At 72.6% G+C, this 25,843-nt stretch carries 21 protein-coding genes; 15 read left to right on the forward strand and 6 right to left on the reverse strand.

The features are described 5' to 3' along the window. Nucleotides 1-71: 71 nt before the first annotated feature. A complete protein-coding gene (locus ACFYYR_RS00295; RefSeq protein WP_388844978.1) occupies nt 72-1,568 on the reverse strand; it encodes a regulator in 1,497 nt (498 codons plus the stop codon). Nucleotides 1,569-1,882: 314 nt separating this feature from the next. Between ACFYYR_RS00295 and lipB the strand changes: the two genes are divergently transcribed. The 4 genes from lipB (at nt 1,883) to ACFYYR_RS00315 (ending at nt 4,978) form a co-directional block, all read left to right on the forward strand. After that, nucleotides 1,883-2,713, forward strand: a complete 831-nt coding sequence (gene lipB, locus ACFYYR_RS00300; RefSeq protein WP_388844981.1) for a lipoyl(octanoyl) transferase LipB — start codon at nt 1,883-1,885, stop codon at nt 2,711-2,713. Between the two features lie 134 nt (nt 2,714-2,847). Continuing rightward, nucleotides 2,848-3,813, forward strand: a complete 966-nt coding sequence (gene lipA, locus ACFYYR_RS00305; protein ID WP_388844984.1) for a lipoyl synthase — start codon at nt 2,848-2,850, stop codon at nt 3,811-3,813. A gap of 255 nt (nt 3,814-4,068) precedes the next feature. Next, a complete protein-coding gene (locus ACFYYR_RS00310) occupies nt 4,069-4,278 on the forward strand; it encodes a hypothetical protein (RefSeq protein WP_351513726.1) in 210 nt (69 codons plus the stop codon). A 10-nt stretch (nt 4,279-4,288) separates the two neighbouring features. Continuing rightward, complete coding sequence (locus ACFYYR_RS00315) at nt 4,289-4,978, forward strand: DUF4191 domain-containing protein (protein ID WP_388844989.1); 690 nt, start codon at nt 4,289-4,291, stop codon at nt 4,976-4,978. 371 nt (nt 4,979-5,349) lie between these two features. Here the strand turns inward: ACFYYR_RS00315 and ACFYYR_RS00320 are convergent, their stop codons facing one another. Then, nucleotides 5,350-5,817, reverse strand: coding sequence for an RDD family protein (locus tag ACFYYR_RS00320; RefSeq protein WP_388844992.1), 468 nt, complete (start codon nt 5,815-5,817; stop codon nt 5,350-5,352). Between the two features lie 406 nt (nt 5,818-6,223). Between ACFYYR_RS00320 and glnA the strand changes: the two genes are divergently transcribed. Beyond that, the gene (gene glnA / locus ACFYYR_RS00325; RefSeq protein WP_388844995.1) at nt 6,224-7,633 is read left to right on the forward strand and encodes a type I glutamate--ammonia ligase; all 1,410 of its coding nucleotides are present in this window, start codon (nt 6,224-6,226) and stop codon (nt 7,631-7,633) included. A 132-nt stretch (nt 7,634-7,765) separates the two neighbouring features. On the opposite strand, the gene ACFYYR_RS00330 is transcribed toward glnA, so the two are convergent. Further along, nucleotides 7,766-9,166: a DNA-binding protein gene (locus tag ACFYYR_RS00330; RefSeq protein ID WP_388844998.1), complete on the reverse strand. Its 1,401-nt coding sequence runs from the start codon at nt 9,164-9,166 to the stop codon at nt 7,766-7,768. 146 nt (nt 9,167-9,312) lie between these two features. On the opposite strand from ACFYYR_RS00330, the gene ACFYYR_RS00335 reads away from it, so the two are divergent. The 6 genes from ACFYYR_RS00335 to ACFYYR_RS00360 all read left to right on the forward strand — a co-directional run bounded on the left by ACFYYR_RS00335 (nt 9,313) and on the right by ACFYYR_RS00360 (nt 13,461). Then, nucleotides 9,313-9,738, forward strand: a complete 426-nt coding sequence (locus ACFYYR_RS00335) for a hypothetical protein (protein ID WP_388845001.1) — start codon at nt 9,313-9,315, stop codon at nt 9,736-9,738. Nucleotides 9,739-9,873: 135 nt separating this feature from the next. Next, a complete protein-coding gene (cutA, locus tag ACFYYR_RS00340; RefSeq protein ID WP_388845004.1) occupies nt 9,874-10,200 on the forward strand; it encodes a divalent-cation tolerance protein CutA in 327 nt (108 codons plus the stop codon). Between the two features lie 402 nt (nt 10,201-10,602). Further along, entirely contained in the window at nt 10,603-11,076 is a 474-nt protein-coding gene (locus ACFYYR_RS00345) for a hypothetical protein (protein WP_388845008.1), read from the forward strand. A gap of 283 nt (nt 11,077-11,359) precedes the next feature. Then, complete coding sequence (locus ACFYYR_RS00350) at nt 11,360-11,878, forward strand: hypothetical protein (RefSeq protein ID WP_388845011.1); 519 nt, start codon at nt 11,360-11,362, stop codon at nt 11,876-11,878. Between the two features lie 36 nt (nt 11,879-11,914). Then, entirely contained in the window at nt 11,915-12,463 is a 549-nt protein-coding gene (locus tag ACFYYR_RS00355) for a VOC family protein (protein WP_388845014.1), read from the forward strand. Between the two features lie 377 nt (nt 12,464-12,840). After that, the gene (locus ACFYYR_RS00360) at nt 12,841-13,461 is read left to right on the forward strand and encodes a winged helix-turn-helix domain-containing protein (protein ID WP_388845017.1); all 621 of its coding nucleotides are present in this window, start codon (nt 12,841-12,843) and stop codon (nt 13,459-13,461) included. Nucleotides 13,462-13,591: 130 nt separating this feature from the next. On the opposite strand, the gene ACFYYR_RS00365 is transcribed toward ACFYYR_RS00360, so the two are convergent. Together ACFYYR_RS00365 and ACFYYR_RS00370 are read right to left on the reverse strand one after the other, a co-directional pair. After that, nucleotides 13,592-15,406, reverse strand: a complete 1,815-nt coding sequence (locus tag ACFYYR_RS00365) for a PepSY domain-containing protein (RefSeq protein WP_388845020.1) — start codon at nt 15,404-15,406, stop codon at nt 13,592-13,594. Nucleotides 15,407-15,876: 470 nt separating this feature from the next. Further along, nucleotides 15,877-16,575, reverse strand: a complete 699-nt coding sequence (locus tag ACFYYR_RS00370; RefSeq protein WP_388845022.1) for a hypothetical protein — start codon at nt 16,573-16,575, stop codon at nt 15,877-15,879. A gap of 293 nt (nt 16,576-16,868) precedes the next feature. Here ACFYYR_RS00370 and ACFYYR_RS00375 point away from each other — a divergent pair, with 293 nt between their 5' ends. After that, entirely contained in the window at nt 16,869-18,329 is a 1,461-nt protein-coding gene (locus ACFYYR_RS00375) for a DUF1996 domain-containing protein (RefSeq protein WP_388845025.1), read from the forward strand. Nucleotides 18,330-18,531: 202 nt separating this feature from the next. Here ACFYYR_RS00375 and ACFYYR_RS00380 read toward each other — a convergent pair whose 3' ends face one another. Next, on the reverse strand, nt 18,532-19,098 hold the full coding sequence (locus ACFYYR_RS00380) for a hypothetical protein (protein ID WP_388845028.1): 567 nt from the start codon (nt 19,096-19,098) through the stop codon (nt 18,532-18,534). 159 nt (nt 19,099-19,257) lie between these two features. Between ACFYYR_RS00380 and ACFYYR_RS00385 the strand changes: the two genes are divergently transcribed. The 3 genes from ACFYYR_RS00385 (at nt 19,258) to ACFYYR_RS00395 (ending at nt 25,636) form a co-directional block, all read left to right on the forward strand. After that, entirely contained in the window at nt 19,258-22,398 is a 3,141-nt protein-coding gene (locus tag ACFYYR_RS00385; protein WP_388845031.1) for an alpha-N-acetylglucosaminidase TIM-barrel domain-containing protein, read from the forward strand. A gap of 342 nt (nt 22,399-22,740) precedes the next feature. Continuing rightward, nucleotides 22,741-24,744, forward strand: coding sequence for a hypothetical protein (locus ACFYYR_RS00390; RefSeq protein WP_388846387.1), 2,004 nt, complete (start codon nt 22,741-22,743; stop codon nt 24,742-24,744). 172 nt (nt 24,745-24,916) lie between these two features. Beyond that, nucleotides 24,917-25,636, forward strand: coding sequence for a TetR/AcrR family transcriptional regulator (locus ACFYYR_RS00395; RefSeq protein ID WP_388845034.1), 720 nt, complete (start codon nt 24,917-24,919; stop codon nt 25,634-25,636). The last annotated feature ends 207 nt before the right edge of the window (nt 25,637-25,843 follow it).

Raw genomic sequence — 25,843 nt, forward strand, 5'->3', positions numbered from 1 at the left:
CCCGCACCCGCACCCGCACCCGCACCGGCACCCAGGTGCGTCCCCACGCCCCGTCCCTCCCCTGCCCGGCCTCAGACGCCGAGCGCCGCCACCCGCTCCCGGTACCCGCGGACCGCCGGTGCCTCCTTGTACGGCTCCAGCCGCCGCTCGAAGTCCCGGACGTACTCCACGGCACGCGCCGACCGCATCTCGGTCGCCTGCTGGGCGGCCTCCGCCCCCAGGGCGCACGCCTGCTCCAGCTCGCCCATGCCCAGCCGCGCCGAGGCCAGCACCACCCGGCAGAACAGCCGGCTGCGGGCGAACGCCGTGCCGCGCAGCTGCAGCGAGCGCTCCGCGTGCTGCGCCGCGACCCGGTACTGCTGGAGGTCGCGGTGGCAGTGGCCGAACTCGTCGGCGAGCTGCGCCTCGTCGAAGAACCGCGCCCAGTGCGGCACCTCGTCACCGGGCCGCGCCGCCTCCAGCGCCTTCTCCGCCCGCGCGAGCGAGGTGGTGCAGGCCCGGACGTCGCCGACCACGCCGTGCCCGCGCGCCTCCACGGCGTGCAGCAGGGCCTGCACCACCGGCGGCGCGCCGCTGCCGACGCCCTGCTGGGCGACCCGGGCGAGCTGCACCGCCTCCCGGCCGTGCCCCAGGTAGACGGCCTGCCGGCTCATGGTCACCAGCACATAGCTGCCGTACGGGCGGTCCCCCGCCGCCTGGGCGAGCCGCAGGGCCTGGACGAAGTAGCGCTGCGCGAGCCCGTGGGCGGCGATGTCGAACGAGGTCCAGCCCGCGAGCCGGGTCAGGTCGGCGACGGCGGCGAACAGCCGGCGCCCCGTCGACTCCCCGTACGCCCCGCGCAGCATGGGCTCGGCCTCGTGCTCCAGGTAGCGGACCAGGGCCTGCCGGGCGTGCCCGCCGCCGTACGCCTGGTCGAGGGTGCGGAACAGCTCCGCCACCGAGCGCAGGGCCGCGATGTCACCCGAGGTGACCCGCTGGCCCGCCACCCGGTCGGTCTGCCGCTGCCGGGGGACCTGTGCCCGGCCGGGTGCCTGCCCCCGCCCGCCGGCCGCGTCCCCCGGGGCGCCGGGAGCACCGCCGGACCGGGGGGCCGGTACCCCGGGCGCCTCGACGCCGCGGCCGACGCGCTCGTCGGGCCGCCCGATCAGCCAGTCCCGGCTGGGCACGACCAGCCCCGCCGGGGTGAACGCGATCTTGCGCAGCTCGGCGTGGCTGCCGGAGTCCTTGCGCCACAGCCCGCTGACGATGTCCACCGCCTCGGCGGGGCTCGCCGCGAACTCCAGGCCCGCGTAGACCGGGGCGCAGGCGTCCAGCCCCAGGTCCTGGGCGGAGAGCCGGCGGCCCAGGCGGCGGGTGAACACCTCGGCGATCAGGGCGGGCGTCGTGCCGCGCGGCTGCTGGCCGCGCAGCCAGCGGGTCACCGAGGTCTTGTCGTAGCGCAGGTCGAGGCCGTGTTCGAGGCCGAGCTGGTCGACCCTGCGGGCGAGCCCGGCGTTGGAGAACCCGGCCTCCGCGATGAGCGCGGCGAGCTGACGGTTGGGAATGCGCTGCTGGGGTCGATCCGTCATCGGCTGTGCGGTCTCCTGCCTTCCGGGCCCTGGGAGCAGAGGGCGCGAAAAGGCGACGAGCCTGCCGCTTCCCCCCGATCACCCATGTGGAACGGCGCGAACTTAACGGCCGTGGCCGCCCTGATCGCGGCCATCGCGCCGTATTCATCCGATCGTGTGAGCAAACGCCGGGCGGGAGCGACGGCCCTGCGCCGCACGCCGGGCCGGGCCGTGGCCGCCCGGGGCCCGGGAACCCGCGTGCCGACATTTCGGAAGCCCGGCCGTACAGTGGCTACCGCGTGAGAGAAGCAAGACGTGAGTTCGAAGGAGCCCCCGTGAGCGCTGCCCCCTCCCAGGAGACGGTCCCCGTGTCCCAGTCCCTGCGCTTCGTCCACCTGGGCTTCGGAGACGACGCCGTCGAGTACACGGCGGCGTGGGAGGAGCAGCGGCAGGTCCACGCGGCGCGGTTCGCGGACGAGATCCCGGACACCTGTCTGCTGCTGGAGCACCCGCCCGTCTACACGGCGGGACGGCGCACCACCGACAGTGAGCGCCCGCTGGACGGGACCCCGGTGGTCGACGTGGACCGCGGCGGCAAGATCACCTGGCACGGCCCGGGCCAGCTCGTCGGCTATCCGATCCTGAAGCTGCCCCGCCCGGTGGACGTGGTCGCACACGTCCGCCGCCTGGAGGAGGCGCTGATCCTGACCTGCGCCGAGTTCGGCGTGGAGACCACCCGGGTCGAGGGCCGCAGCGGGGTGTGGGTGCTCGGCGACCCGATCGACCAGCGCCCGTCGACGGGCAGCCTGTCGCTGCACCTCGACCCGCGGCTGGACGACGACGAGTTCGACCCCCGGCTGCACGGTCCCGAGTACGCCCCGTCCAACGCCGGCCAGCGCCGCGAGGACCGCAAGCTGGCCGCCATCGGCATCCGGGTCGCCAAGGGCGTCACGATGCACGGCTTCGCTCTCAACTGTGATCCCGACAACACCGCGTACGACCGGATCGTGCCGTGCGGCATCCGCGACGCCGGGGTCACCTCGATCTCCGACGAGCTGGGCCGCCGGGTCTCCGTGACCGAGGTCGTGCCGGTGGTCGAGAAGCATCTGCGGGCGGTCCTGGAGGCGGCGAACCCGCTGCCCCGCCAGGTCGCGCACGCCGAGTAACCGGGGCCAGGCCGGTCCGGTGCCGTCCGGGGGAATGTCCCCGCAGGCTCACGGGTTGGCCACCGCGTAGGACCGTATGAACAACGGGCGTACCCTGGTGTGCGCCGAAGAATCGAAGTCGTAGGGAGCCGGACGTGTCCGCAGTTGCACCCGACGGACGCAAGATGCTGCGCCTGGAGGTCCGGAACAGCCAGACGCCCATCGAGCGCAAGCCAGAGTGGATCAAGACCCGGGCGAAGATGGGGCCCGAGTACACCCAGATGCAGAGCCTGGTGAAGCGCGAGGGCCTGCACACGGTGTGCCAGGAGGCCGGCTGTCCGAACATCTTCGAGTGCTGGGAGGACCGCGAGGCGACCTTCCTCATCGGCGGTGACCAGTGCACCCGGCGCTGTGACTTCTGCCAGATCGACACCGGCCGCCCGGAGCCGCTGGACCGGGACGAGCCCCGCCGCGTCGGTGAGTCCGTGGTCACCATGGACCTCAACTACGCCACGATCACCGGCGTCGCCCGCGACGACCTGGAGGACGGCGGCGCCTGGCTGTACGCGGAGACGGTGCGGCAGATCCACGCGATGACCTCGGAGCGCAAGGACGGCCGCACCAAGGTCGAGCTGCTGGCCCCCGACTTCAACGCCGCCCCCGACCATCTCGCCGAGGTCTTCTCCTCCCGTCCCGAGGTGTTCGCGCACAACGTGGAGACGGTGCCGCGGATCTTCAAGCGGATCCGTCCCGGGTTCCGCTACGAGCGGTCTCTGGAGGTCATCACCAAGGCCCGCGAGGCCGGTCTGGTGACCAAGTCCAACCTGATCCTGGGCATGGGCGAGACCCGCGAGGAGATCAGCCAGGCACTGCAGGACCTGCACGACGCGGGCTGCGAGCTGATCACCATCACCCAGTACCTGCGGCCGACCGTCCGGCACCACCCGGTGGAGCGCTGGGTGAAGCCGCAGGAGTTCGTGGAGCTCTCGGAGGAGGCCGAGGAGATCGGCTACTCCGGTGTGATGTCCGGGCCGCTGGTCCGGTCCTCCTACCGCGCCGGCCGGCTCTTCCAGCAGGCCATGGACCGCCGCTCCGCCGCGGCCGCCCCGCAGGCGGGCTGAGGCGCCGGTTCCGCCATTCGGTCGGTGACGCGGCCCGTACGTTCCCACGTACGGGCCGCGTCAAGGTGTGTACGGGCCGCGTATGGGTTTCATTGGTGTTTGACCAACCGGTCACGTGCTGGTAACACCCATCAGTGACTCTGATGGGACCGGGGAGTGACCCCGGGTAAGCACAGTGCTGTCGGTCAGCACAGCGCAGTTGGTAAGCACAGCGCAGTTCCGTTCCCGCCCACCCGCTCCGAGGGGACTTTCGCCATGCAGGCCGCGCCCGTACGCGCCACCGCCATCCCGTCCGTCACCGACGCCCTCCGTGCCGTGGAGGAGGTGCTGCTCCGCGGCGGCCAGCGCACCGCCCGCCAGAACGCCTGGACCGCGGTCCTGGAGGACCGCCGCCGGGCGAACGACCGGCGGGAGGCTCAGCACGTGCTGGAGGCCGTGGCAACCCGCGCTCCGCAGGCCACGTAAACTCTGGGGCATGGCGAGGAAGGAAACATCCGAGAACCCCGGGCGGCTGCAGCAGATCGCCCTGACCTACAAGATGACCAAGCGGGTCGACTCCAAGGTCGGTCTTGTCGTCGCGGCTGTGGGAATTGTCACCTTCGGTGTCCTCCTTGCGATCGGCTTCCTGATCGACCACCCGGTCTACCTGGGCCTCCTGGGCTTCCTGCTGGCCTTCCTCGCGATGGCGATCGTCTTCGGACGCCGGGCCGAGCGCGCTGCCTTCGGGCAGATGGAAGGCCAGCCCGGAGCCGCGGCCGCGGTGCTGGAGAACATCGGCCGCGGCTGGTCCGTGACCCCCGCGGTGGCGATGAACCGGAACCAGGACATCGTCCACCGGGCCGTCGGCAAGGCCGGCATCGTGCTGGTGGCCGAGGGCAACGCGAACCGGGTCAAGAGCCTGCTGGCGTCCGAGAAGAAGAAGATGGCGCGCGTCGTCGTCGACGTGCCGGTGCACGACGTCGTCGTCGGTGACGACGAGGGCCAGGTCCCGCTGAAGCGGCTCCGCACGACCCTGATGAAGCTGCCGCGGGTGCTCCCCGGCTCCCAGGTCACGGTGGTGAACGACCGGCTGCGCGCCCTCGGCGACCTGATGAGCAACATGCCGATCCCGAAGGGCCCGATGCCGAAGGGCATGCGGATGCCGCGGGGCGGCAAGATGCGCTGAACGCGCGCAGCGCGTGGAACAACGCGAAGGGCGGCCCGGAACTCGGTTCCGGGCCGCCCTTCGCGTTTGCGTGGCACGCCGTTTACGGGTCGGAGTTCACGGGTCGGACGCCGTGTGCGGGTCGTCGGACGCGTTGGGGCCGAGGCCAGGGGCTGTGCGCGCAGGCCCTGGGGCCGCTCGCACCGGCAGGGGCGGGGCGGGCTCGCAGGCGGGGTCGCGGTCGGCTCGCCTGCGGGCTCACACTCGGCCTCGCATACGGGCTCGCAGTCGACGCGCCTGCGGGTTCAGGACCGGCCGCGGCCGGAGGTGCCGGGCCCGGGTGGGCCCCGGGTGGGCGACGCCGGAGGGCCGCCCGCTCCCGGTCCGGTGCCTCAGATCCGGACCTGGACGGCCCGCGCCAGCCGGTCGTGCAGCCCCCGGCCGTCGCGGTCCCAGATCAGGGCCGGGACCAGCAGGGCGAGCAGGGCCGAGCGGAGCACGGCGTACGGCAGGGACAGGCGCGTGCCGTCCACGGCGATGACGCGGATCCCCAGCAGCCGCTTGCCGGGCGTGTAACCCACCGTGCCGACCGTGAGCACGCTCAGCACCACGAAGACCAGCAGGGCCCAGTTGTTCGCGGCCGAGAGGTCGCCCCGGGCCAGCAGTCCGTAACCGATCAGTACGCACAGCGCCCAGTCGATGAAGAGGGCTCCGAAGCGCCGCCCGAGGGGAGCGATCGAGCCCGGTCCGTTCTCCGGCAGTCCGAGGCGCTCACCGCGGTGGCCGAAATCGACCCCCATCTCCTCGGCTGCGGCGCGGGGACCGGAGAGCCACGATCCGATTGCTTGCCTATTGTCCACCCGACCAAGGTACTGGGACCGCATACATTCCCCGACGGCCAGGCCCCCGTACAGCCGCCTCCAGCCCCGGCCGACCGGGGGCGGGAGCCCGGCCCCCGGGCACCCCGGTGCGGGTCCGCGCTGGTCACAGGCGTCCGGCCGGCTCCACGGCTGCTGAGCGGCCTTCCCGGACCGTTGCGCGGGGCTGCGCCGTACAACTTCCGAAGAGGTGTTTCATAGGGTGTGACGGGCGTATGCCCGCCTCATCTGCGGAGGCGGACAGTGACGCCCGGCGGTTAACCTCAGCGAAACAATTGGGTCATGCTCGGGAAATCCCGGAATCCTATGGTCGGGGCCAGCGTGCCACCGCACTGGCCACGCCCCGAGCAGCAATCCCGCCCCCTGGCGGCGGGCTAGGAGGAGTTGGATGTTCCAGAACGCCGACGACGCGAAGAAGTTCATCGCGGACGAGGACGTCAAATTCGTTGACGTCCGATTCTGCGACCTGCCCGGTGTGATGCAGCACTTCACCGTTCCGGCGGAGGCGTTCGACGCGGACGAGGAGCTGGCCTTCGACGGCTCGTCGATCCGTGGCTTCCAGGCCATCCACGAGTCCGACATGGCTCTCCGCGCGGACCTGTCGACCGCCCGTGTCGACCCGTTCCGCAAGGACAAGACGCTCAACATCAACTTCTTCATCCACGACCCGATCACCGGCGAGCAGTACAGCCGTGACCCGCGGAACATCGCGAAGAAGGCCGAGGCCTACCTGGCCTCCACCGGCATCGCCGACACCGCGTTCTTCGGGCCCGAGGCCGAGTTCTACGTCTTCGACAGCGTGCGGTTCAACACCAGCGCGAACGAGTCGTTCTACCACATCGACTCCGAGGCCGGCGCCTGGAACACCGGTGCCGTCGAGAACAACCGCGGCTACAAGGTCCGCTACAAGGGCGGCTACTTCCCGGCCCCGCCGGTCGACCACTTCGCCGACCTGCGTGCCGAGATCTCCCTGGAGCTGGACGCGGCCGGCCTGAAGGTCGAGCGCCAGCACCACGAGGTCGGCACCGCCGGCCAGGCCGAGATCAACTACAAGTTCAACACGCTGCTCGCCGCGGCCGACGACCTGATGCTCTTCAAGTACATCGTGAAGAACGTCGCCTGGCGCAACGGCAAGACCGCGACCTTCATGCCGAAGCCGATCTTCGGCGACAACGGCTCGGGCATGCACGTCCACCAGTCCCTGTGGTCCAACGGCTCCCCGCTGTTCTACGACGAGGCGGGCTACGCGGGCCTCTCGGACACCGCCCGCTACTACATCGGCGGCATCCTCAAGCACGCCCCGTCGCTGCTGGCCTTCACCAACCCGACGGTGAACTCGTACCACCGCCTGGTGCCGGGCTTCGAGGCCCCGGTGAACATGGTGTACTCGCAGCGGAACCGTTCCGCCGCGATGCGTATCCCGATCACCGGCTCGAACCCGAAGGCCAAGCGCGTCGAGTTCCGCGCCCCGGACCCGTCCAGCAACCCGTACCTCGCCTTCTCGGCGCTGCTGCTGGCCGGCCTGGACGGCGTCAAGAACAAGATCGAGCCGGCCGAGCCGATCGACAAGGACCTCTACGAGCTCGCCCCCGAGGAGCACGCAAGCGTCCCGCAGGTCCCGACCTCGCTCCCCGCGGTGCTCGACGCCCTGGAGGCGGACAACGAGTACCTGCAGGCCGGCGGCGTCTTCACCAGCGACCTCATCGAGACCTGGATCGACTACAAGCGGACGAACGAGATCGCCCCGATCCAGCTGCGTCCGCACCCGCACGAGTTCGAGATGTACTTCGACATCTGAGAACGCCGCGGTTCAGGGCGGACTTCCGCTCCTGGGCCGCTGATGGGCCGTCGGCCGTGTCTCCCCCGCTCGCGTGGGGAGACACGGCCGACGGTCGTTTGTGCGCCCGCCGCGTGCAGCCGGGCCATGTCCTCAGCCGTCGAGCAGGCTCCGGAGCTCCGGGACGGACAGGCGCGCGGACGGGGCTGCGGTGCCTGCCTTCATGGGGACGCCGTCCGCTGCCAGCATCTCGGCCGCCGAGTCGGTGCGGCCGGGGTCCGACCACCGGAATCCGGTGCTGACCTTGCCCTTTGCGTTGAGGACGCGCCACGGGTTGGGGCAGTCGCCGCAGTTGGCCAGGTGGGAGCCCACCGGCACGGCGTGGCTTCCGATGACGGTGGCCACGTCTCCGTAGGTGGTCCACCGCGTCCGCGGCAGGGCGTGCAACAGAGCGTGGAGGCTCGTCCAGTCCCGCCCCGTGCTGCCGACCTGCCCGGCCAGGTTTGCCAGGCTCAGGCCGGCCAGTGCCGACCATTCGTCCGGGTCCACTCCCTCGGGGACGTGGCCGGTGTCCACGTCCCACCAAGTGGTGCCCTGGATGCCGCTGACCTTTCGTCCCTCCACCGCCTGGAAGAGGTGATCGGCCAGGCCGGTCGGGGTGTACTGCAAGCCGTCGGCGCCCCAGGTCAGAGGCTTGGTCACATCGTTGGTCCAGGTGGCGGTGGATCGGCCGGCCTCCTCGGCCGCCCACTCGCGGATCCTCTCCTGGATGTAATCCGGGGCACCGTGCCGGGGGACCAGACGGAGCTGGGCCCCGTCCGGCAGCAGCTTGGCTGCGAACAGCTTGTGGACCGCGTTCCTGGACTGTGAGCGCTCCTGCAAGGTCTGGGCGACGGCGCCGGATTCGATCCGGGCCGGGGCGAGAGTGAACTCCTCCGCCTCCGGGGTCGGATAGACCTTGGTGAAGCCGGCGACGAGTCGTTCCTCCACTTTCCACAGGTTCACCTCGACGAGGTCGATGTCGAGGTTCATCTCCGACAGCCACACCACCGTGTGCGTCACCTGCTTGGGGAAGGACCCGGCGATGATCACCTGGCGGGGACGTCGCAGGACCTCGGGCGACAACTCACCACCCACGTGATCGAGCAGGCGTTTCCGGCAGTCGTCCAGGCCGAGGGGCTCGCCCCTTCCGGCCAGGAAGTCACAGTGCGCCTCGGCCAGCGTGTCGAGGCTGAACCGGGACACCAATGCGGCATAGGTGATCGCCTGGAGATGAACGTCCCGGTCCGCCATACCGCGTTTGAGTTCCGCGACCACGAGCTGCCCGGTGGTGTCCAGGCCCAGCACGTCCAGCCGGTCACGCGCCGGAACCCCGTCGGTGTCGGCCCAGCGGTCGTACTCCGCCGTGACGACCAGCACGGAGTCACCCAGGATCTCCGGGTTGGCGATCACCCATTCCTGCAGGTGCTTCCGCTCGTACAGGCTCTCGGTGGCCAGGGTCGTCGGCGTCGCCGGCGCGGCCGACTGTCCGGTGACTGTGAGGAGATGGTCCACGCGTCCCCCGTCCGCTGTGGGTCAGATGTGCCGGGAGTCTAGGCAGGGGCCGGGCCACATCACGCAGGAACGGAAGTATCGAGCTCAGTCCGGCCGAACCTGCTGGACACTGCGCAATCCGGCGACTGCGACGGGTCGCCGGAGTCATGGGGGACCTCCGCGACGGCGCGGCCGAGTGGCTCGCTCGGGAGGTCGCCGTTGTGCGGCACCTCGGTGGGCGAGGCGCGGTCACGGTGTCCTGTCTGCCGCCCGGGCCGCACCTGTACGACGGGCTGGCCCTCACCTTTGTGGCTCTGGAGCGGCCGGATCCCGCCGCCGTGCTGGATCCTGCCGAGACAGGCAGGTCCCTGCGCCGGCTGCACGAGGGCCTTCGGGGAGTGGAGTTGGAGCTGCCACGGCTCGGTCTGCTGGACGAGTGCGCCATGTGGTGGGACCGGTTGTCGCCGGACGCGGACCTGTCGGAGGAGACGTTGGCCCGGCTCCGGGACCGTCATGCCGAAGTCCGCGCCGCGGTGGACGGGTTGGAGTCCGCGGACCAGGTCCTGCTGGCGGAGGGCGCGGGAGGAGCGTGAACCGCTGCCCGATCGGGCATCCCTGGGCGGACTTACTTCGGTCGGGCATCCTTCGGCGGCTCATTCGGGACGGGGACGGTGCCCTTCTCGTGCGGTACGGTCGGCGGCGCCGATGACCGAAGGGAGCGGGACACCGTGGCCGATGCCGAGTTCCTGGCCGTGCTGACCACGACCGACAGCGAGGACCGCGCCCAGCGGCTCGCCGCGAGCGCGGTGGAGCAGCGGCTTGCGGCGTGCGCTCAGATCGACGGGCCCGTCACGAGCGTCTACCAGTGGCAGGGGAAGATCGAGGCGGACGCCGAGTGGCGGGTGCTCTACAAGACCACCGCCGCCCGCTACCCGGAGCTCGAGGCGCACATCAAGCGCGTCCACACCTACGACACCCCCGAGGTCATCGTCACCCCCATCACGGCGGGGAGCGATGAGTACCTCGCGTGGCTGCGGACCGAGACCGTCGGCTGACCTGACCTGGGTTGGGTTGGGTTGGCCTGGGCTGACTCACCTGAGCTGAGCGGACCTGAGCCGGCCCGGCCCGTGGTCGGCTGCCCCGGTCCGGGACCGTGACCTGCCGGTGTGCACGGGGGTGGGCTGCCTGACGTGTCCGGGCCCGTGACCGGCCGGCCTGCGCGCGTCCGGGTCCGCACCGGGCACGGACCCGGTATCGGTGCACCCGCGCCCCTTCTCCGGCCGTGGGGCGGGACCCGCAGCAGTGTGCCGGGCGGTGCGTGCGCGGTCTGTGTCTCCCGTGCTACGCCCTGCCCCCGGATGTCCCGGTTCGGTGGGACTGGTGGGGCTGGTGAGATCTATGGGGTTCATGATTCGGGAACTGCAGACGAACCGGGCCTCAAGTGACACACTGCGCGCGTGAGGCATGAAGAACATGAACTCTTCCGTACCGTCGCCTTTCCCTTTCCCGAGGGACGCTTCCCCCGGGACCTGGGGGCCGTGGTCCAGCGAACCGTGGCCGAAGGAGACCTTCCGGCGCTGACCGTGGTGCATGACACGGACGGCGACTGGCTGGTCGGGGACGGCGTGAACGACCCCAATCTGCCGGGCGCGTGCATCGTCCACTGCCTCGTCCATCTCGCCGAGGCGGATCCCTCGCTCGCGGAGACCGCCACGCTTCCGCCCGGCTACGCGGCCTATCGGGACGGGCCGGACCAGCCCTGGTCCATCGAGCCCTTCTCCTACGAGGACGGCAGCGACGTCCCCGCCCCTCCCGCCGCCAGTGGCGAGTCCCCCGCCGACGCGGTCGGGAACAGCACACCTCACGGGAATCACGCACCCCGCGGGACCGGAACACCTGGCGACACCGGGACGCTTGGCAATACCGGCTGAGTTCGCGGCCCGATCCACGCCGCCCAAGCCGCCCGAGGCCCACAGGGCCTCTCAGGACCTCCCAGGCCTGCTCCCCCCCTGCGGGCCACCGGGACGAGATGCCGCGCAGGCCGCCCAGCGGAGCGGCCTGCGGCGCAGCACCCGCACACGCCTCTCGGCAGTGGGCCTGCGACCCGGCGACCCTGAAGGACGAAACGCCCCAGGAAGGGCGAAACCGGGTGATCAACTGCCGTAGCGTGGGGCCGCCATCGCCGCGTCCCGTTCCTCCGGGAGGAGCGCCCCCGTGTCCGAGCAGCCATCGCCGCCCGCGCCCGCCGAGTACCACGTCGAGACCTCCGACAGCCTCTTCGGCGGGGTGTACGGGCTGGTGCTGGCCAGCGCCCTGCTCTCCGCGCTCCAGGCCGAGGGCGCCAGTTACACCCCGGTCTACGACGCCCTGTGGGTGCTGGTCACGGCCATCTCGTCGGCTCTCGCGCACGGCTACGCACGCCACATGTCGACCTATCGCCCCGGCACGGCGGGGCACCGCTGGCTGATGCTCCTCCGGACGCTGCTGGGCGAGTGGCCGCTCGTGACCGCGGCCATTCCGACGGTGCTCCTGCTGTGCGTGGCCGAGCTGGCCCACTGGTCCGAGGAACCGGCCACGGCGGCGGGGCTCGGCGTGAACACGGTGCTGCTGTTCGGGCTGGGCATGTTCGCCGCGCTGCGCATGGGCTACAAGCAGGGCGGGGCGATCCTCATCGGGCTCGCCGATGCCGCGGTGGGCCTGCTCATCGCGATCGCCAACGCCATCATCAAGTGACTGGGCCGGGCCCCGGTCAGGCAGCAGAATGGCCCCATGATCGGCAATCTGCAGTGTGTGGTGCTGGACTGTCCCGACCCGCGGGCCCTCGCCCGCTTCTACGCCGCGGTCCTCGGTGGTGAGGTCGACCGCCCCGACCGCCGCTGGTCGCTCGACGAGGAGTGGTCGACCCTGCACACTCCGGGCGGCCCCGTCCTCGCCTTCCAGCGGGCGGCGGACCACCGGCCACCGCGCTGGCCGGACCCGGCGCATCCGCAGCAGTTCCACCTCGACGTCGGGGTGAGCGACCTCGACGCGGCCGAGGCGCGGGTGCTCGCCCTGGGGGCCACTCGGCTCGACCCGGCGGTCACGGGGTCCGGTTCCGAGCCGGACGCCGACACTGTTTCCGGGGCCGGTGCCGACGTCGTTTCCGCGGCCGGTGCCGGGGACGGTTCCGGGGCCGGTGCCGACGTCGTTTCCACGACCGGTTCCGCGGCCGGTTCCGGCTCGGTTTCCGAGGCCGGCTCGGACTGCGTTCAGGACGAGCCGGGTTGGCGCGTATACACCGATCCGGCCGGCCATCCGTTCTGCCTCGTCCGGGAGTGAGGCCCGGGGTGACCGGGCCGCCGTCCCGCCCGGTCACCCCCGGTCGCCGTTCCGCCGAAAGGAATCGGCCGGAGACGTGCGTCGCATTCCGTATCAACTCCTGGTCGGGGAGAGCGCGGGCGACGCCGGTTCTGCTTCAATGGGGTCATGGCCAGCTTCCAGAACACCGCACCGGGTCGCCACGACCTCGAGCCGTTCTGGCCTTCACGGCAGCACCACGACTTCGACCGTGTGTGTTGCCGCGCGACTCCCGCGCAGGCCCCTTCCCAGCGCTGACGCCGTCCCGTCGCAGTCAGCCGCCGACCGTTCCGGTCGGCCACCGGCCCGCGCGCCGTACGTCCCTCGACGACTTCTCCGCGCGAAAGAGCTGAGCTTCCATGACCAACACCCGTTCGCTGCCCGCCGCTCCCGTCCCCCCGTCCGCTCCGCTGGGCCGGCACCGGCTCCGCGCCGTCGACCGGGACGAAGTGGTGCAACTCGCCGACTTCCTGCCGCCCGGCACCACCTGGCTGCCCGCGCCGCAGCACACGCTCCCGACCCTGCCGGGCCAGCCCCCGATGGTCGGCTACCTGGTCCTGGTGCCGGCGGACGCCCCTGCCGCGGGCGTCGTTCCCGTCCCGTCGGCGGACCCGTCGTACCCGGCCCAGGCGTCGGTGCGGGGAGCCGGACCGGTGCCGGAGGCCGGCCCCGCGCCGGAGGCGGCACCGGAGACCGGGCCGGTGCGGATCGACGCCGACCGGCGCATCGCGACCGTCGACGGCCGGCCGCTCGACCTGACCTACCTCGAGTTCGAACTGCTCGCCCACCTCGTCGCCCACCCGCACCGGGTGCACAGCCGCGACCAGCTCGTCACCACGGTGTGGGGGTACGGGCACGTGGGTGACGGCCGGACCGTGGACGTCCACATCGCCCGGCTGCGCCGCAAGCTGGGCGTGCACCGGCAGTCGATCGTGACGGTGCGGCGCGTGGGCTACAAGTACACGCCGCCGGGGCGGTAGCCCGACTCCGCCGGGCAGTTCGCCGGTCGGCAGGTCATCGGCTTCGTTCCTGCGCGGCTCGGACGGCCCCGAACCGCGCGGGTCCCCGGTACGCGAACGGCGTACCGGGGACCCGGAGGGGCTCACTGCGTCAGGAATGCGCTCGGGCGGAGCCGGCGCGACGGCGGGCGACGGCTCCCAGCGCGGCATCCACGACGAGGAACGCCAACAGGCTCAGCCCGAGCAGCGGAACCAGCCAGACGATCACCAGCGTTGCGCCCGCCAGCGGCAGCAGCACCGGCAACGGCACCCGCCGCCAGGCGCCGCGCGGCATCGGCCTGCCGAAGGTGAGGCCCGTGCTCTGGGCGGGCCGGCGCCGCCACCACATGACGTAGCCCCAGACGATCAGCAGGATCAGCGCTCCGGCGAGCGCGATCAGCGCGATCTGGTTGATCAGCCCGAGGAACAGCCCCTGGTGGGCGTCGATGCCCCAGCGGGTGAGCTTGGCGAGCAACGGGTAGTCGGAGAAGCTCAGTTCGTCGGTGACCTCGCCGGTGGCCGGGTCCACGGCCACCGCGTCCAGGTGCACCGGCCACTCCTTGTCGGTCTGCTTGACGAGGTACGCCGTGCCCGGCTCGGTGGGGGCGGCGATCTCGATCGGGCCGGTGAGCTTCCGGTCGAGGGCGGTCGCCAGCACCCGGTCGAGGCCGACGTCCTGGCCGGTGTGGGCGCCGTGGCCGGCGCCGCCGTGGTGACCCGTGTGGTCACCGTGGCCCTGGCCGCCGCTGTGGCCGCCACCGACCTCGGCGGAGATCTCCGGGGTCGCGCCGTGCACCTGGGTGCGGAGCACGTCGATGTTCTCCCCCGCGTAGGTCGACCAGGTCAGACCGGTCGCCGAGAGGAAGACCAGGCCGAGCACCGCCCACAGGCCCACCGCGCCGTGCCGGGAGAGGGTGCGGCGGCGTCCGGTCGCACCGCGCTCGGGCAGCAGCAGACCGCGGGCGCCGCGGACGGTGCGGCGGCGCTTGATCCACAGCAGCAGGCCGCCGAGGGCGACCACCCAGAGCCAGCTGGCGGCGAGTTCGCTGTAGAGGCGGCCCGGTTCGCCGAGCTTCAGGTTGGCGTGGAACTCGGAGACCCAGGTGCGGAACGGCAGCGCGCCCGACCCGCCGTAGCTCTCCAGCGAACCGCGGACCTCGGCGGTGTACGGGTCGACGAAGACGGCCAGGGACTTGCCCTCGTCCACGCTCGGGTCGCTCAGCAGGACCCGGGTGGTGGCGCCGTCCTCGGTGGAGGGCCAGACGGCGGTGAGGCTGCCGTCGGGGTGGGCCCGCAGGGCCGCGTCCACCTGGCGGGAGAGGGGGACGGTGTGGTCGCCGACGGGCGCGGTCAGCTCGTGGGCGTAGACGACCTTCTCGATCTGGTACGAGGCGGCGTAGAGCAGCCCGGTGACGGCCGCGACCAGCAGGAACGGGGCTATCAGGACGCCGGCGTAGAAGTGCATGCGCAGGACGAGCGGGCGCAGGGCGGCCCAGCCGCTCCGGCGGCCGTCGTCGCCCGCGTCGGCGGACGGGTCGGTGGGCGGGTCGTCGGAGGGGGCGGTGGACGGGTCGTCGCCGCCCCGGTCCGCGGACGGGGTGGTGCCGGCTGCCTGCTCGACGCCGGCCTCCCGGCCGGTGTCCTCCGAGGAGGGACCCTGTGATCCGGCGTCGCCCGGTTCGGCCTCCGGAGCCGTGCTCGTCTCCGAGCCGGTGCTCGTCTCCGAGCCGGTGGTCTTCTCCGGGGCCGTGCTCTTCTCCGGGGCCGTGCTCGTCTCCGGGGCCGTGCTCGTCTCCGGCCCGGTGGCCTTCTCCGAACCTGCGGTCTTCTCGGCGTCGGTGGTCTTCTCCGGGCCAGAGGTCTTCTCCGGGCCGGGCGGCGCGGAGGGGGTGTTCTCGGTACCCGCTACGGGGTCGTCAACGGACATGGGGTCCTTCGGTCTCGGCTCCGCGCACGGGTGGACCGGTACGCGGCGGGGTGGAGACCGTCGTGCGATGGGCGGCAGGACACAGCAGCCGCACCAGCGGCCGACGGCCGTGGTGAAAAGCACCCACCGGCGGATTCCGTCCGCGGACGGAATCCGCGGAACCGCGCCCGGCATACGCCCCGAGCCCTGACAGGACTTCACGGGACCGGCCTCACAGGACCGGGCCTCACGGGACCGGACCTCGCAGGACCGGGCCTCACGGGACCGGACCTCGCAGGACCGGGCCTCACGGGACCGGACCTCGCAGGACCGGGCCTCACGGATGCCGGGTTCCCCGGAGCGGGACACCGGAACCCGGTCCTGACGGACGGGGCCCGGCGCACGGACCGGAAGACGGGACACGGGACCCGGCGGAATGCCGGAACACCGGGAGGCCGAACCGAGACGCCGGAGTGCCTGATGTGCTGACGTCAGCTACCGAGTACGGAACGGAACCCCGGAAGGTTCACACCGGTGGGGGTGACATGGCGGTGCACCGTGCCGTACGGCGGACCCCGCCGCGAGAGGACATGGGCGAGCAGCAGCCGCCGCTCCCGTCCCGGCTCCTCCGGACAGGGCGCCGGCCGGGCCGGGCGCGGCAGGGCGGGCCGCAGGACGGCGGCGAGGAGCAGCCGCAGCGGGCTGAAGGCGAGCGCGCTCAGCGCGCCCAACAGTCGGAAGAAGGCCGTCTCGCCACGCCACAGCCACAGGGCGCAGCAGACCGCGGCCACCACGTGCGCGGTGAGCATGACGCCGGAGTCGCCGCCGTCGGCGGTGTGTGCCGTGCCGGTGGTCCCGGCCGCGTGCCGCATGCCGTCGGCGGTGGATGTGGCCGCCATGCCGGCCATCTCGCGGGCCGCGTCGGGCCGCAGGGCCCGGTGCCCGCCCGAGAAGAGCAGGTGGAGCGCCGCCTGAGTGGTCAGCAGGCCGGTTCCGATGGCCAGGATGCCCCGTCGGCGGCCGGCGGCGAGCCAGGCGGCGGCCGCCGTCACCGCGAACGCGGACAGCAGTGCGTGTGCGGGGAGTTGGCGGCCCGATGCCATGACGTGTCCGGCCGCGGCGAGCACCACGCATACGGCCGCGAACACCGCGGCCCGTACGTGACGTGAGAGCGACCGGGCATCTGTCATGGTGCGCACATGCTGCCATCCCGTCGTGGCGGGCAGCGCGCCAGTACGAAATGTCTGCCTCTCCCCGCACCGGCCCGTCGGACGCGGCGTGATGTCCGGATATCACCTTTCCTCACCCGGATCGACGCCGGTTCCCGCCCTGCCCGGGATTGTTCGGCTCTGCCCACCGCCCCGGAAGCCGATTCCGAAGAATCTGATGCGTGTGTGAACACGGCGACGGCCCCCGCCGTATGAAACGGAGCTTCTCCGACCGGGAGTCCCCCCATCTCCCGGAAAGACGCAAGAGGGGTTCCATGAAACAGAATTCGCACAAACGCTCCCCGCTCGTGGGCAGGGCGATCGCCGCGGCGGCCGCCCTCCTGCTGGGAGGCGGAGGTCTCGTCGCCGTCAACGTCACCGCCAACGCCGGACAGAGCGATGACGGTGGCTCCACGGAGCAGATCTCCGCACAGAACGCTTCGACGATCGCCTGCCCGGAGGTGGTCGACCAGATTCCCGAAGTGCCGAGCAAGGCACGGGCGGAGGTCGACCGGAACCTCGCACAGCTGGACAGCCAGATCGGCGACGCGTACCAGAAGATGGTGAGCGCGCGGGCGAAGGGGTCCATGGACGCCGACGCCATGCAGAGCTCCATCCTCGATCCACTGGAGGCCAAGCGCGAAGCGTCGATCAAGGAAATCAACTCCTCCCTCGACCGCTGGGGACAGAGCCCCGCGGGCCTGACGGATCTGGCCGATTGTCAGCTCAAGGGCAATGACGCAGCAGGAGGGGACGGCCAGACCCTCGACGGCGAGCAGCAGGACGGCCAGCAGGCCGGTCAGGACCAGCAACAGGGCGGCCAGGAGCAAGGCGGTCAGCAGGGCGGCCAGCAGGGCGGCGGCCCCTCGCCCGACGACTTCCAGGACATCACCCAGGTCCAGCCGAATGCCCAGGATCCGAACCAGGGCAACGGCACCGGCAAGTTCACCTCCGACTGCGGGGTCAACGAGAACGCGCTCCGCAACTCGGACAACGTGATCGCCGCCCCCGGTGTGAGCAACGGCGCGCACCACATGCACGACTACATCGGCAACCAGGCCAACGACGCCTTCGCCAGCGACGACGACCTGGCCAACGGTCAGACCACGTGCAAGAACCAGGAGGACCAGTCCACCTACTACTGGCCGGTCATCCGACTGCAGAACGGTCAGAACGAGCAGGACGCCAATGCCGCGGGTGGCGGCCAGGACGGCAACATCGGCCAGATCCAGACGCCGGTGGAGGTGACGAACGAGTTCGTGGGCAACCCCAGCAGCGATGTCGTCGCGATGCCGAAGTTCCTGCGCATCATCACCGGTGACGCCAAGGCCTTCACCAACGGTGACGCCAACGCGAACGCGTCGTGGAGCTGCACCGGGTTCGAGGACCGTCAGCTGAAGGACAAGTACCCGATCTGCCCCGAGGGCAGCAAGGTCGTCCGTTCCTTCGCCTTCCAGAGCTGCTGGGACGGTCAGAACATCGACAGCGCCAACCACCGTACGCATGTGGCGTTCGCCAAGGAGGACGGCTCCTGCGACAACGGCTTCAAGGCCATTCCGCAGCTGAAGCAGCGCATCGTCTACGACGTGCCGCCCGGCCCCGGCTTCGCGGTCGACTCCTTCCCGGAGCAGTTGCACAAGCCGATCACCGACCACGGCGACTTCATCAATGTCTTCTCGGACAACCTGATGAATAAGATGGTCAGCTGCATCAACAACGGCGAGGAGTGCCAGTAGCCGAGCAGCCAGCGGGCCCGCGGCCGGCCTCCGTGCCGGCCGCGTGCTCACCGGTCACCGCCGCGGCCGGTGACACCGGATGTCCTTCCGGTGTCACCGGCCGCGGTTCTGTGCACGGGGACGCGAGCCGGCCTCCCGCCGCCGGCCGGGGCCCGCCCCGAGGGGGAGCCGAGCCGGAACAGCAGGGCCGACCGGGGCCCGTCTACGAGCCCATGTCCATGTGGTGCGAGGACGCCTGGTGGCCGCTGTGCTCCGAGGCCTTGTGGGAGTCGTGCGAGCCGTCCTCCCCGGAACCGTGGTGCGAACCGCCCTCGTGGGAATCGCCCTCATGGGATCCTCCCCCGTGCGAACCCCCGTGCGAACCTCCGTGCGAAGGCGCGGTCTCCACCTCGCCGCCGAGCTTGCCGCGCAGCTTGCCGAGTGTCTTCGGCTCGCCCACCGCGACCCACTTCGGGCCCACGAGATAGGACCCGCCGTAGTTCTGTGCCTCACCCAGCCAGTCCATCTGGCCCTTGTTCGTGGCGAACGTGGTGAGGACATAACGCGCCTTCTTCGACTTGCACAGCCCCTGCCGCAGCTCCTTGGCGTCGATCTGCATGTCGGGCTTGCAGGTGACCTTCTTCGCGAGCTGCTCCACGGTTCCGGTCGCCGTCTTCGGCGTCTTCTCCTTCTGTTCCCCGCTGCCGCACCCGGCCGTGAGCAGCAGCGCTCCGGTCACCACGGCGGACGCGAGAACCGCGCCCGACCGGCCCCTGCCTCGAACACGCATGGATGCCCTCCTCTGAGTAGACGCACGTCGGCACTTCCGCATACGGGAACGATCGGTGATCGTCTCAATCGCGCGTCCCATTGCTCGTCCATATTCCGGTCATTAACGTGCACCCCACTCATACCTGTCGCAGCACCACCCGCCTCGTGGGGAGCGCACGTGACTGACCTGAACAGCCGAAACGTGGCCAGACGGACGCTGCTGGGGACCGCCGGAGCCCTCGGGGCCACGGCGCTCGGCAGCGGAACGCCCGCGATCGCCGCAGGGCCCGGAGCCACCGGGGCCGCGGTAGAACCCCGGGAAAAGGTTTCCGCAGACCCCACCGCACCCGCCCGCGCGGCGCTGCGGCGGCTGCTGCCCGACCATGCCGAGCAGTTCCGGCTGACGGCCCTCACCGGTCCGGAGCGCTTCCGGGTCACCGGCTCCACCGGCCGGATCGAGGTGTCGGGCACCGGTCCGGCGGTCCTGCTGACCGGCGTCCACTGGTACCTCAAGTACGTCTGCGGGGCGCACATCTCCTGGGCCGGCAGCCGGACCGGGCTGCCGCGCCGGCTGCCCGCGCCGGGCCGCGCGCTGGAGCGGTCGGCGACCGTGGCGCACCGCTTCGCGCTCAACGACACCCACGACGGCTACACCGGGCCGTACGCGGACTGGGCGCGCTGGGAACGGCTGATCGACGTCATGGCGCTGCACGGCCTCAACGAGATCCTGGTGACCCCCGGTCAGGAGGCCGTCTACCACCGGCTGCTCCAGGATTTCGGCTACTCCGACGCGGAGGCGCGCGCCTGGCTGCCCGCCCCGTCCCACCAGCCGTGGTGGCTGCTGCAGAACATGAGCGGCTACGGCGGGCCGGTCAGTACCGAGCTGCTGGCGCGCCGCGCCGACCTGGGCCGCAGGATCTGCGAGCGGCTGCGCGAGCTGGGCATGGCGCCGGTCCTCCCCGGCTACTTCGGGACCGTCCCGGACGGCTTCGAGCAGCGCAATCCGGGTGCCCGTACCGTGCCGCAGGGCGTCTGGGCGGGGCTGAAGCGCCCGGACTGGCTGGACCCGCGGACGGGCGCGTTCCGCGAGGTGGCGGCCTCCTTCTACCGGCATCAGCGGGAGCTGTTCGGGCCCGCCGCCCACTTCAAGATGGACCTGCTGCACGAGGGCGGCAGCGCCGGGGACGTGCCCGTGCCCGAGGCGGCGCGGGCCGTGGACAAGGCCCTGCAGACCGCCCGGCCGGGAGCCACCTGGGTGATTCTGGGCTGGCAGGACAACCCGCGCCGGGATCTGCTGGACGCCCTGGACAAGGACCGGATGCTCGTCGTCGACGGCCTCTCCGACCTGGAGACCGTGACCGACCGGGAGAAGGACTGGGGCGGCACGCCGTACGCGTTCGGCACCATTCCCAACTTCGGCGGCCGCACCACGATCGGCGCCAAGACCCACATGTGGGCGGAGCGCTTCACCGCGTGGCGCGACAAGCCGGGCAGCAAGCTGGTCGGCACCGCGTACATGCCGGAGGCGGTGGAGCGCGACCCGGCGGCGCTCGAACTCTTCAGCGAGCTGGCGTGGCGCCGCGAGGCGGTGGACCGGACCGCGTGGTTCGAGGCGTACGCGGATCTGCGGTACGGCGGGCGGGACCGGCAGGCACGGGCGGCGTTCGCGGCGCTGCGCGGCACCGCGTACGAGATCAGCAGCCGGGACGGCCGTCCGCACGACAGCATCTTCGCCGCCCGGCCCAGCCTCACCGCCCGGTCCGGCACGAACTACGCCACCCACACCCCGGCGTTCGACACGGCCGGGTTCGACACCGCGTTCGCCGCGCTGCTGGGGGTACGGGATGGGCTGCGCGGCTCCGACGCCTACCGCTACGACCTGACGGACGCCGCCCGGCAGGCGCTGGCGAACCGCTCCTGGCATCTGCTGCCCCAGCTGCGCACCGCCTTCGAGCGGAAGGACCGGGACACCGTCCGGGCGCTGTCCCGGCTCTGGCTGAAGCTGATGCGGCTGAGCGAGGACATCACCGGCGCCCACCGCCTCTTCCTCCTCGGCCCCTGGCTGGACGACGCCCGCCGGATGGCGTCCGGCACGGACGAGGCGGCGCGGCTGGAGCGCTCGGCCCGGGTGCTGGTCACCACCTGGGCGGACCGGGTGACGGCCGACGGCGGGAAGCTCGCCAACTACGCCAACCGGGACTGGCACGGCCTCATCGGGGACTTCCATCTGCCGCAGTGGCAGGCGTTCCTCGACGAGCTGGAGGACGCGCTGGCGGAGGGGCGGGAGCCCAAGCCGTTCGACTGGTACGCGATCGAGGAGCCCTGGACCCGGGAGCGCCGCTCGTACCCGCTGCGGCCGGTGAACGACGCGTACCGGACGGCCCGGCGGGTGCACGCGGCCCTGGCCACCGCCCCGTACCAGGGCGGTGTGACGGTGACCGCCGAGCCGCCGACGCTGCCGCCGGGCGGCAGCGCGCTGGTGACGGCGACGTTCCGGAACGTCAGCGGTCTGGCGCCGACCGGCCGGGTCGACTTCGCCCTGACCGGCGTGGACGCCCAGGCGCAGGGTCCGGTCTCGCTGCCACGGGTGGCGCCGGGCGGCAGCGGCACGGTCCGCTGGCGGGTGACCGCCCCCGCCGGACCGCTCGAGCACCCGCTGAAGCCGCTCCCCTACGACCTGAGCACCGACTACGGGCCGCAGGGCGAGGACCGGGTGCGTACCCGGCACCCCGGCACGCTCTTCGTGGGCAGCTCGCTCGACGGGCCGTGGCGGACGGTGAGCACCAACGGCGCCGTCTTCGGGCAGCTGGCGGACCGGATCGGCGTCAACGGGGCGGGCGCGGACCTGTGGAAGGCCACGTCCGAGTTCGGCGCCGCCTACCGCGAGGGCGTGCTGACGGCGGGGCGGTCGGTCACGGTGCGGGTGGACAGCCAGACGGTGACGGGCCCCTGGGCGCGGGCCGGGATCATCGTCCGCAACAAGCTGGCGACGGCCGGGTCCCCCGGTTTCCTCAATCTGTCGGTCACCCCGGGCAACGGCGTGGTCCTGAGCCACGACACCAACGGCGACGGCACCATCGACGCGTACCAGCGCCTCAGCGGCGTGCGCGCCCCGGTGCTGCTGCGGCTGACGCGGGCGGCCTCGGGGGCGTACACCGGGGCGTGTTCCACGGACGACGGCGCGACCTGGCGCACGGTCGCGACGGTCACCGTGCCGGGCGCCTCGGCCACCCAGGACGCGGGGCTGTTCATGACGGCCTCGAACGGTGGGGGCGACGCCCGGGGCACGGCGGAGTTCAGCGGCTGGCAGGTGCGCTGACGGGCCGCGGCGCCCGCTGATCCGTTTCCGACGGCCCGGCAGGGGGTGCTGCCGGGCCGTCGGCTCCGGGGACGGGGCCGACGGTCCGGTGCGGGGTGGTGTGGGGGCGGGTGGTGTGGTGCGGATGTTGTGGTGCGGCGCGGCGCGGTGGAGTGCGGCGCCGTATGGGGCAGTGCTGCGCGGGGCGGTGGCGTCGGGGCGAGGACGGTGCGGTCGGCGGCGCGGTGGCGGGCGGTGCGGGGGCGCGGGCGGTGCGGTGGCGCGGGCGGTGCGGTGGCGGGCCGGCCGAGGGGGGCGGTCCGGGTCAGGTGACCATCCCACGATTCGCTCGTTCTGTTGAACGTGACTTCCCGGGATGCGACCACCGCTCACCGTCCCCCGCCCGCGCCGATCGAGCCCGTCGGCACCGAACTGGCCGAGGCGGCGCTCGTCGAGCACTATCCGCGACTGGTGCGGATCGCCTATCTCGTGCTCTCGCCCGCGCTCGGCCGCAGCCGCCGGGTCCTCACCGCGCACGCCGTCGTCCAGCGGGCGCTCCCCCGGCGCCGCGCCGCCGGTACCCCGTACGACCTCCCGGCCCAGCGCGCGGACGAGGCCGCGGAGTCCGCAGACGCCACCGAGGCGCGGGCCGCCGGTTACGCCTATGTGCGGCTGCGGGTGCTGCGGGCCGCGCTCGCCGCCGGGCGTCCCCGCCGCTCCTGGCAGCGGCCGCTGCGCTCCCCGCTCCCCCCGCTCTTTCCGCAGGTGTGGGGGCTGCGGCTGTTCCCGCGTTCGGGCGGGGCCGATGAACTCGCGCTGGACCAGGCCCTGTCCCGGGTGCCCGCGCCCGCCCGTGCCGGGTACGTGCTGCGCGGGCTGGAACGGCTGCCCGACCGGGAGGTGCGGCGGCTGCTGGCGGCGGCCGGGGTCCGCGACCCGCATGCCGCGCTGCTCGCGGCGGACGGTGTCACCGCGCCCAGCGGCAGCCGGGACGAACTGCTCCTGGAGTCACCGGAGTTCGACGCCTGCTCGCTCCATGCCCGCCCTACCGACCTGGTGCGCCGCCGCCAGCACCTGCGGGCCGCCGCGGCGGCGGCTGCTGCGGCCGTCGTGTGCGGCACGCTCCTCGGGCTGCCCGGCGAGGGCTGGGGTCCGGACGGGGCCGCCGCACCGCCGTACGCCCGGAACGCCTCCTCCGAACGCGCCCTGGACCCGGCCGCGCTGACCCGGGCCGCCCCCGCCGGCTGGCGCACCTCGGACGGCGCCGGCTTCGCCGCCTGGCCCGCCCGGGGCGACCGTGCCGACGACCGGGAGCTGCTGCGGCGCGCCCTCGCCGTCTGGGCGCGGCCGGGACGCGCGGTGCAGGTGTCGGCCACCGTCGGCACCGCGTCGGGGCCGCCGTCGGGACCGGCGCAGTTGCTGTACGCGGGCGATGTGGACCGGGCGACGGTGGTGCTGCTGTACGACGGACTCCGGGTGGTGCGGTACGCGGAGGGCAGGGGCGCGGACCGCGGCGGGGCGGCGCTGGACTTCGCCCGGACGGACGGGGCGGACACCGCCACCGCCTCGGCGCTCGTGGTGAACCGCATCGACGGCAATGTGCGCTACCTGACCGCCCCCTGGGTGTCCGGCGCGCGACTGCTGGACCTGCTGCGGCCGGGCGCGGAGGGGCGCCCGCTGCACCGCACCGCGGACGGGGTGACCGAGCCGATGCCGAGCCCGGCCCCCGCGGCGGCCTGCCGGAGCTGGCCGGCCCTGGAGTTCCGCGACGCGGCCGCGGCGGGTGGCGGCCGGGCACCGCACCTGGTGACGGACCTCGGCGAGCTGGCCCCGGCCCGGCTGACGTACGGCGACCCCGCCGGGCCGCCCGGGGAGGCGGCGGGCGACCGGGCACGGGTGAGCTGGGCCCGGACGGCCTGCCACCTTCCGGCGATGCGTTCGCTGGGGGTGCGCACGGTCAACTCCTGGCAGTTCGCCACCCAGACACTGCCCGCCGGCGGCGGCAGCGCCGCCTGGGTGTGCACCCGGGCGGAGACCTGGCGGGGCGCGGGCAGCAGGGTGCTCGCCCAGTTCCAGCCGCCGGTCGCGCGGGTGGGCACGCCGGGGGCGGTGGCCGCCCGCGCGGCGGACTCCCGGGCCTGTGGTCCGCGGGCGCCGCGGGTGCTGGCGGGTGTGGTGTGGAAGTCGGGCACGGGCCGGTGGTTCGTGCTGGCCGCGGGCAGCCGCGGCGTCGCGTCCATCACGGCGTCCGGGGGCGTGCGCGGCAGCGCGGAGGGGCGTGTGCTGGCCCTGCCCGCCGGCCCGGGAGCCCGGGCGGATCTCGACGCGCGGCTGGCGGACGGCGGTCGGCTGGCGGCGTTGCGCTGAGGGCTTCGGGCGCGGGGCGCTGAGGATTTCGGTCGCGTTGCGGTGAGGTTTTCCGTCGCGGGGCGCCCGGTTCGGGGCGGTGCCGCGAAAGCGTCGGCTCGTCCCGGAACGCGTCCTCTGCCTGCGCCAATGCTCTGAACGGCAACTTCCGCTCCCCCGTTATGGTGTTCATATGACGACTGGGGTGCGCCGCAGGATGGGCGTAGAGGAGCGGCGGGAGCAGCTGATCGCCGTGGCACAGGAACTGTTCAGCCAACGCCCTCCGGGGGAGGTGTCCATCGACCAGATCGCGTCGGCCGCGGGCATATCCCGCCCCCTCGTCTACCACTACTTCCCGGGCAAGAACAGCCTGTACGACGAGGTGGTCCGACGGGCCGCCGGCGAACTGACCCGGCGCTTCGCCGAGCCGCAGGAAGGCCCGCTCGGGGCGCGGCTGCTGCGGGTGATGTCCCGCTTCTTCGACTTCGTCGACGAACACGCGCCGGGGTTCGAGGCGCTGCTGCGCGGCGGCACGTCCGTCGGCTCGGAGCGGGCGAACGCGCTGATCGACAAGGTGCGGCAGGCAGCGTACGACCACATGCTGTTCCACCTGGGGATCACCGACCCGGGCCCGCGGATCGCCCTCGCCGTCCGGTCCTGGATCGGGATGTCCGAGACGACGGCGCTCACCTGGCTGGACGGGCGGCACATTCCCCGCACCGAGCTGGAGTTGCAGCTGGTGCACAGCTTCATGGCGCTGCTCGCGGTGAGCGCGGCGTACGACGAGGAGGCCGCGGCGCTGGTGCGGCGGATCGTCGACCAGGAGCCGGTGGACGGGACGTTCGGGGATCTGGCGGCGCGGTTGAGTGCGTTCGGGCCGGGGGATTCGGAGGGATCGGGGACCGGCCTGTAGCGGGTGCGGGGCCGGGTGCGGGGTGCCGTATCCGGGTGCCGGGTGCCGTTCGGGGTGCGGGTGCCGTGCCGGGTGCCGGGTGCAGAGCGCCGGGTGCAGGTGGTGCCGGGGGGGGGGGGGGGGGGGGGGGGGGGGGGGGGGGGGGGGGTGTTTTTTTTGGGGGGGGGGGGGGGGGGACCCAGCCAAAACTGCAGACCCCCCCCCCCC

This window comes from Streptomyces sp. NPDC001922, assembly GCF_042891165.1.
Lineage (GTDB): Bacteria > Actinomycetota > Actinomycetes > Streptomycetales > Streptomycetaceae > Streptomyces.

What these genes read in the sequence shown, in the direction of transcription:
- ACFYYR_RS00295 (WP_388844978.1), bottom strand. Translation starts at nt 1,568, where the DNA reads ATGACGGATCGACCCCAGCAGCGCATTCCCAACCGTCAGCTCGCCGCG.
- ACFYYR_RS00310 (WP_351513726.1), top strand. Translation starts at nt 4,069, where the DNA reads ATGCAGGCCGCGCCCGTACGCGCCACCGCCATCCCGTCCGTCACCGAC.
- ACFYYR_RS00315 (WP_388844989.1), top strand. Translation starts at nt 4,289, where the DNA reads ATGGCGAGGAAGGAAACATCCGAGAACCCCGGGCGGCTGCAGCAGATC.
- glnA (WP_388844995.1), top strand. Translation starts at nt 6,224, where the DNA reads ATGTTCCAGAACGCCGACGACGCGAAGAAGTTCATCGCGGACGAGGAC.
- ACFYYR_RS00335 (WP_388845001.1), top strand. Translation starts at nt 9,313, where the DNA reads ATGGGGGACCTCCGCGACGGCGCGGCCGAGTGGCTCGCTCGGGAGGTC.
- ACFYYR_RS00355 (WP_388845014.1), top strand. Translation starts at nt 11,915, where the DNA reads ATGATCGGCAATCTGCAGTGTGTGGTGCTGGACTGTCCCGACCCGCGG.
- ACFYYR_RS00360 (WP_388845017.1), top strand. Translation starts at nt 12,841, where the DNA reads ATGACCAACACCCGTTCGCTGCCCGCCGCTCCCGTCCCCCCGTCCGCT.
- ACFYYR_RS00365 (WP_388845020.1), bottom strand. Translation starts at nt 15,406, where the DNA reads ATGTCCGTTGACGACCCCGTAGCGGGTACCGAGAACACCCCCTCCGCG.
- ACFYYR_RS00370 (WP_388845022.1), bottom strand. Translation starts at nt 16,575, where the DNA reads ATGACAGATGCCCGGTCGCTCTCACGTCACGTACGGGCCGCGGTGTTC.
- ACFYYR_RS00375 (WP_388845025.1), top strand. Translation starts at nt 16,869, where the DNA reads ATGAAACAGAATTCGCACAAACGCTCCCCGCTCGTGGGCAGGGCGATC.
- ACFYYR_RS00380 (WP_388845028.1), bottom strand. Translation starts at nt 19,098, where the DNA reads ATGCGTGTTCGAGGCAGGGGCCGGTCGGGCGCGGTTCTCGCGTCCGCC.
- ACFYYR_RS00395 (WP_388845034.1), top strand. Translation starts at nt 24,917, where the DNA reads ATGACGACTGGGGTGCGCCGCAGGATGGGCGTAGAGGAGCGGCGGGAG.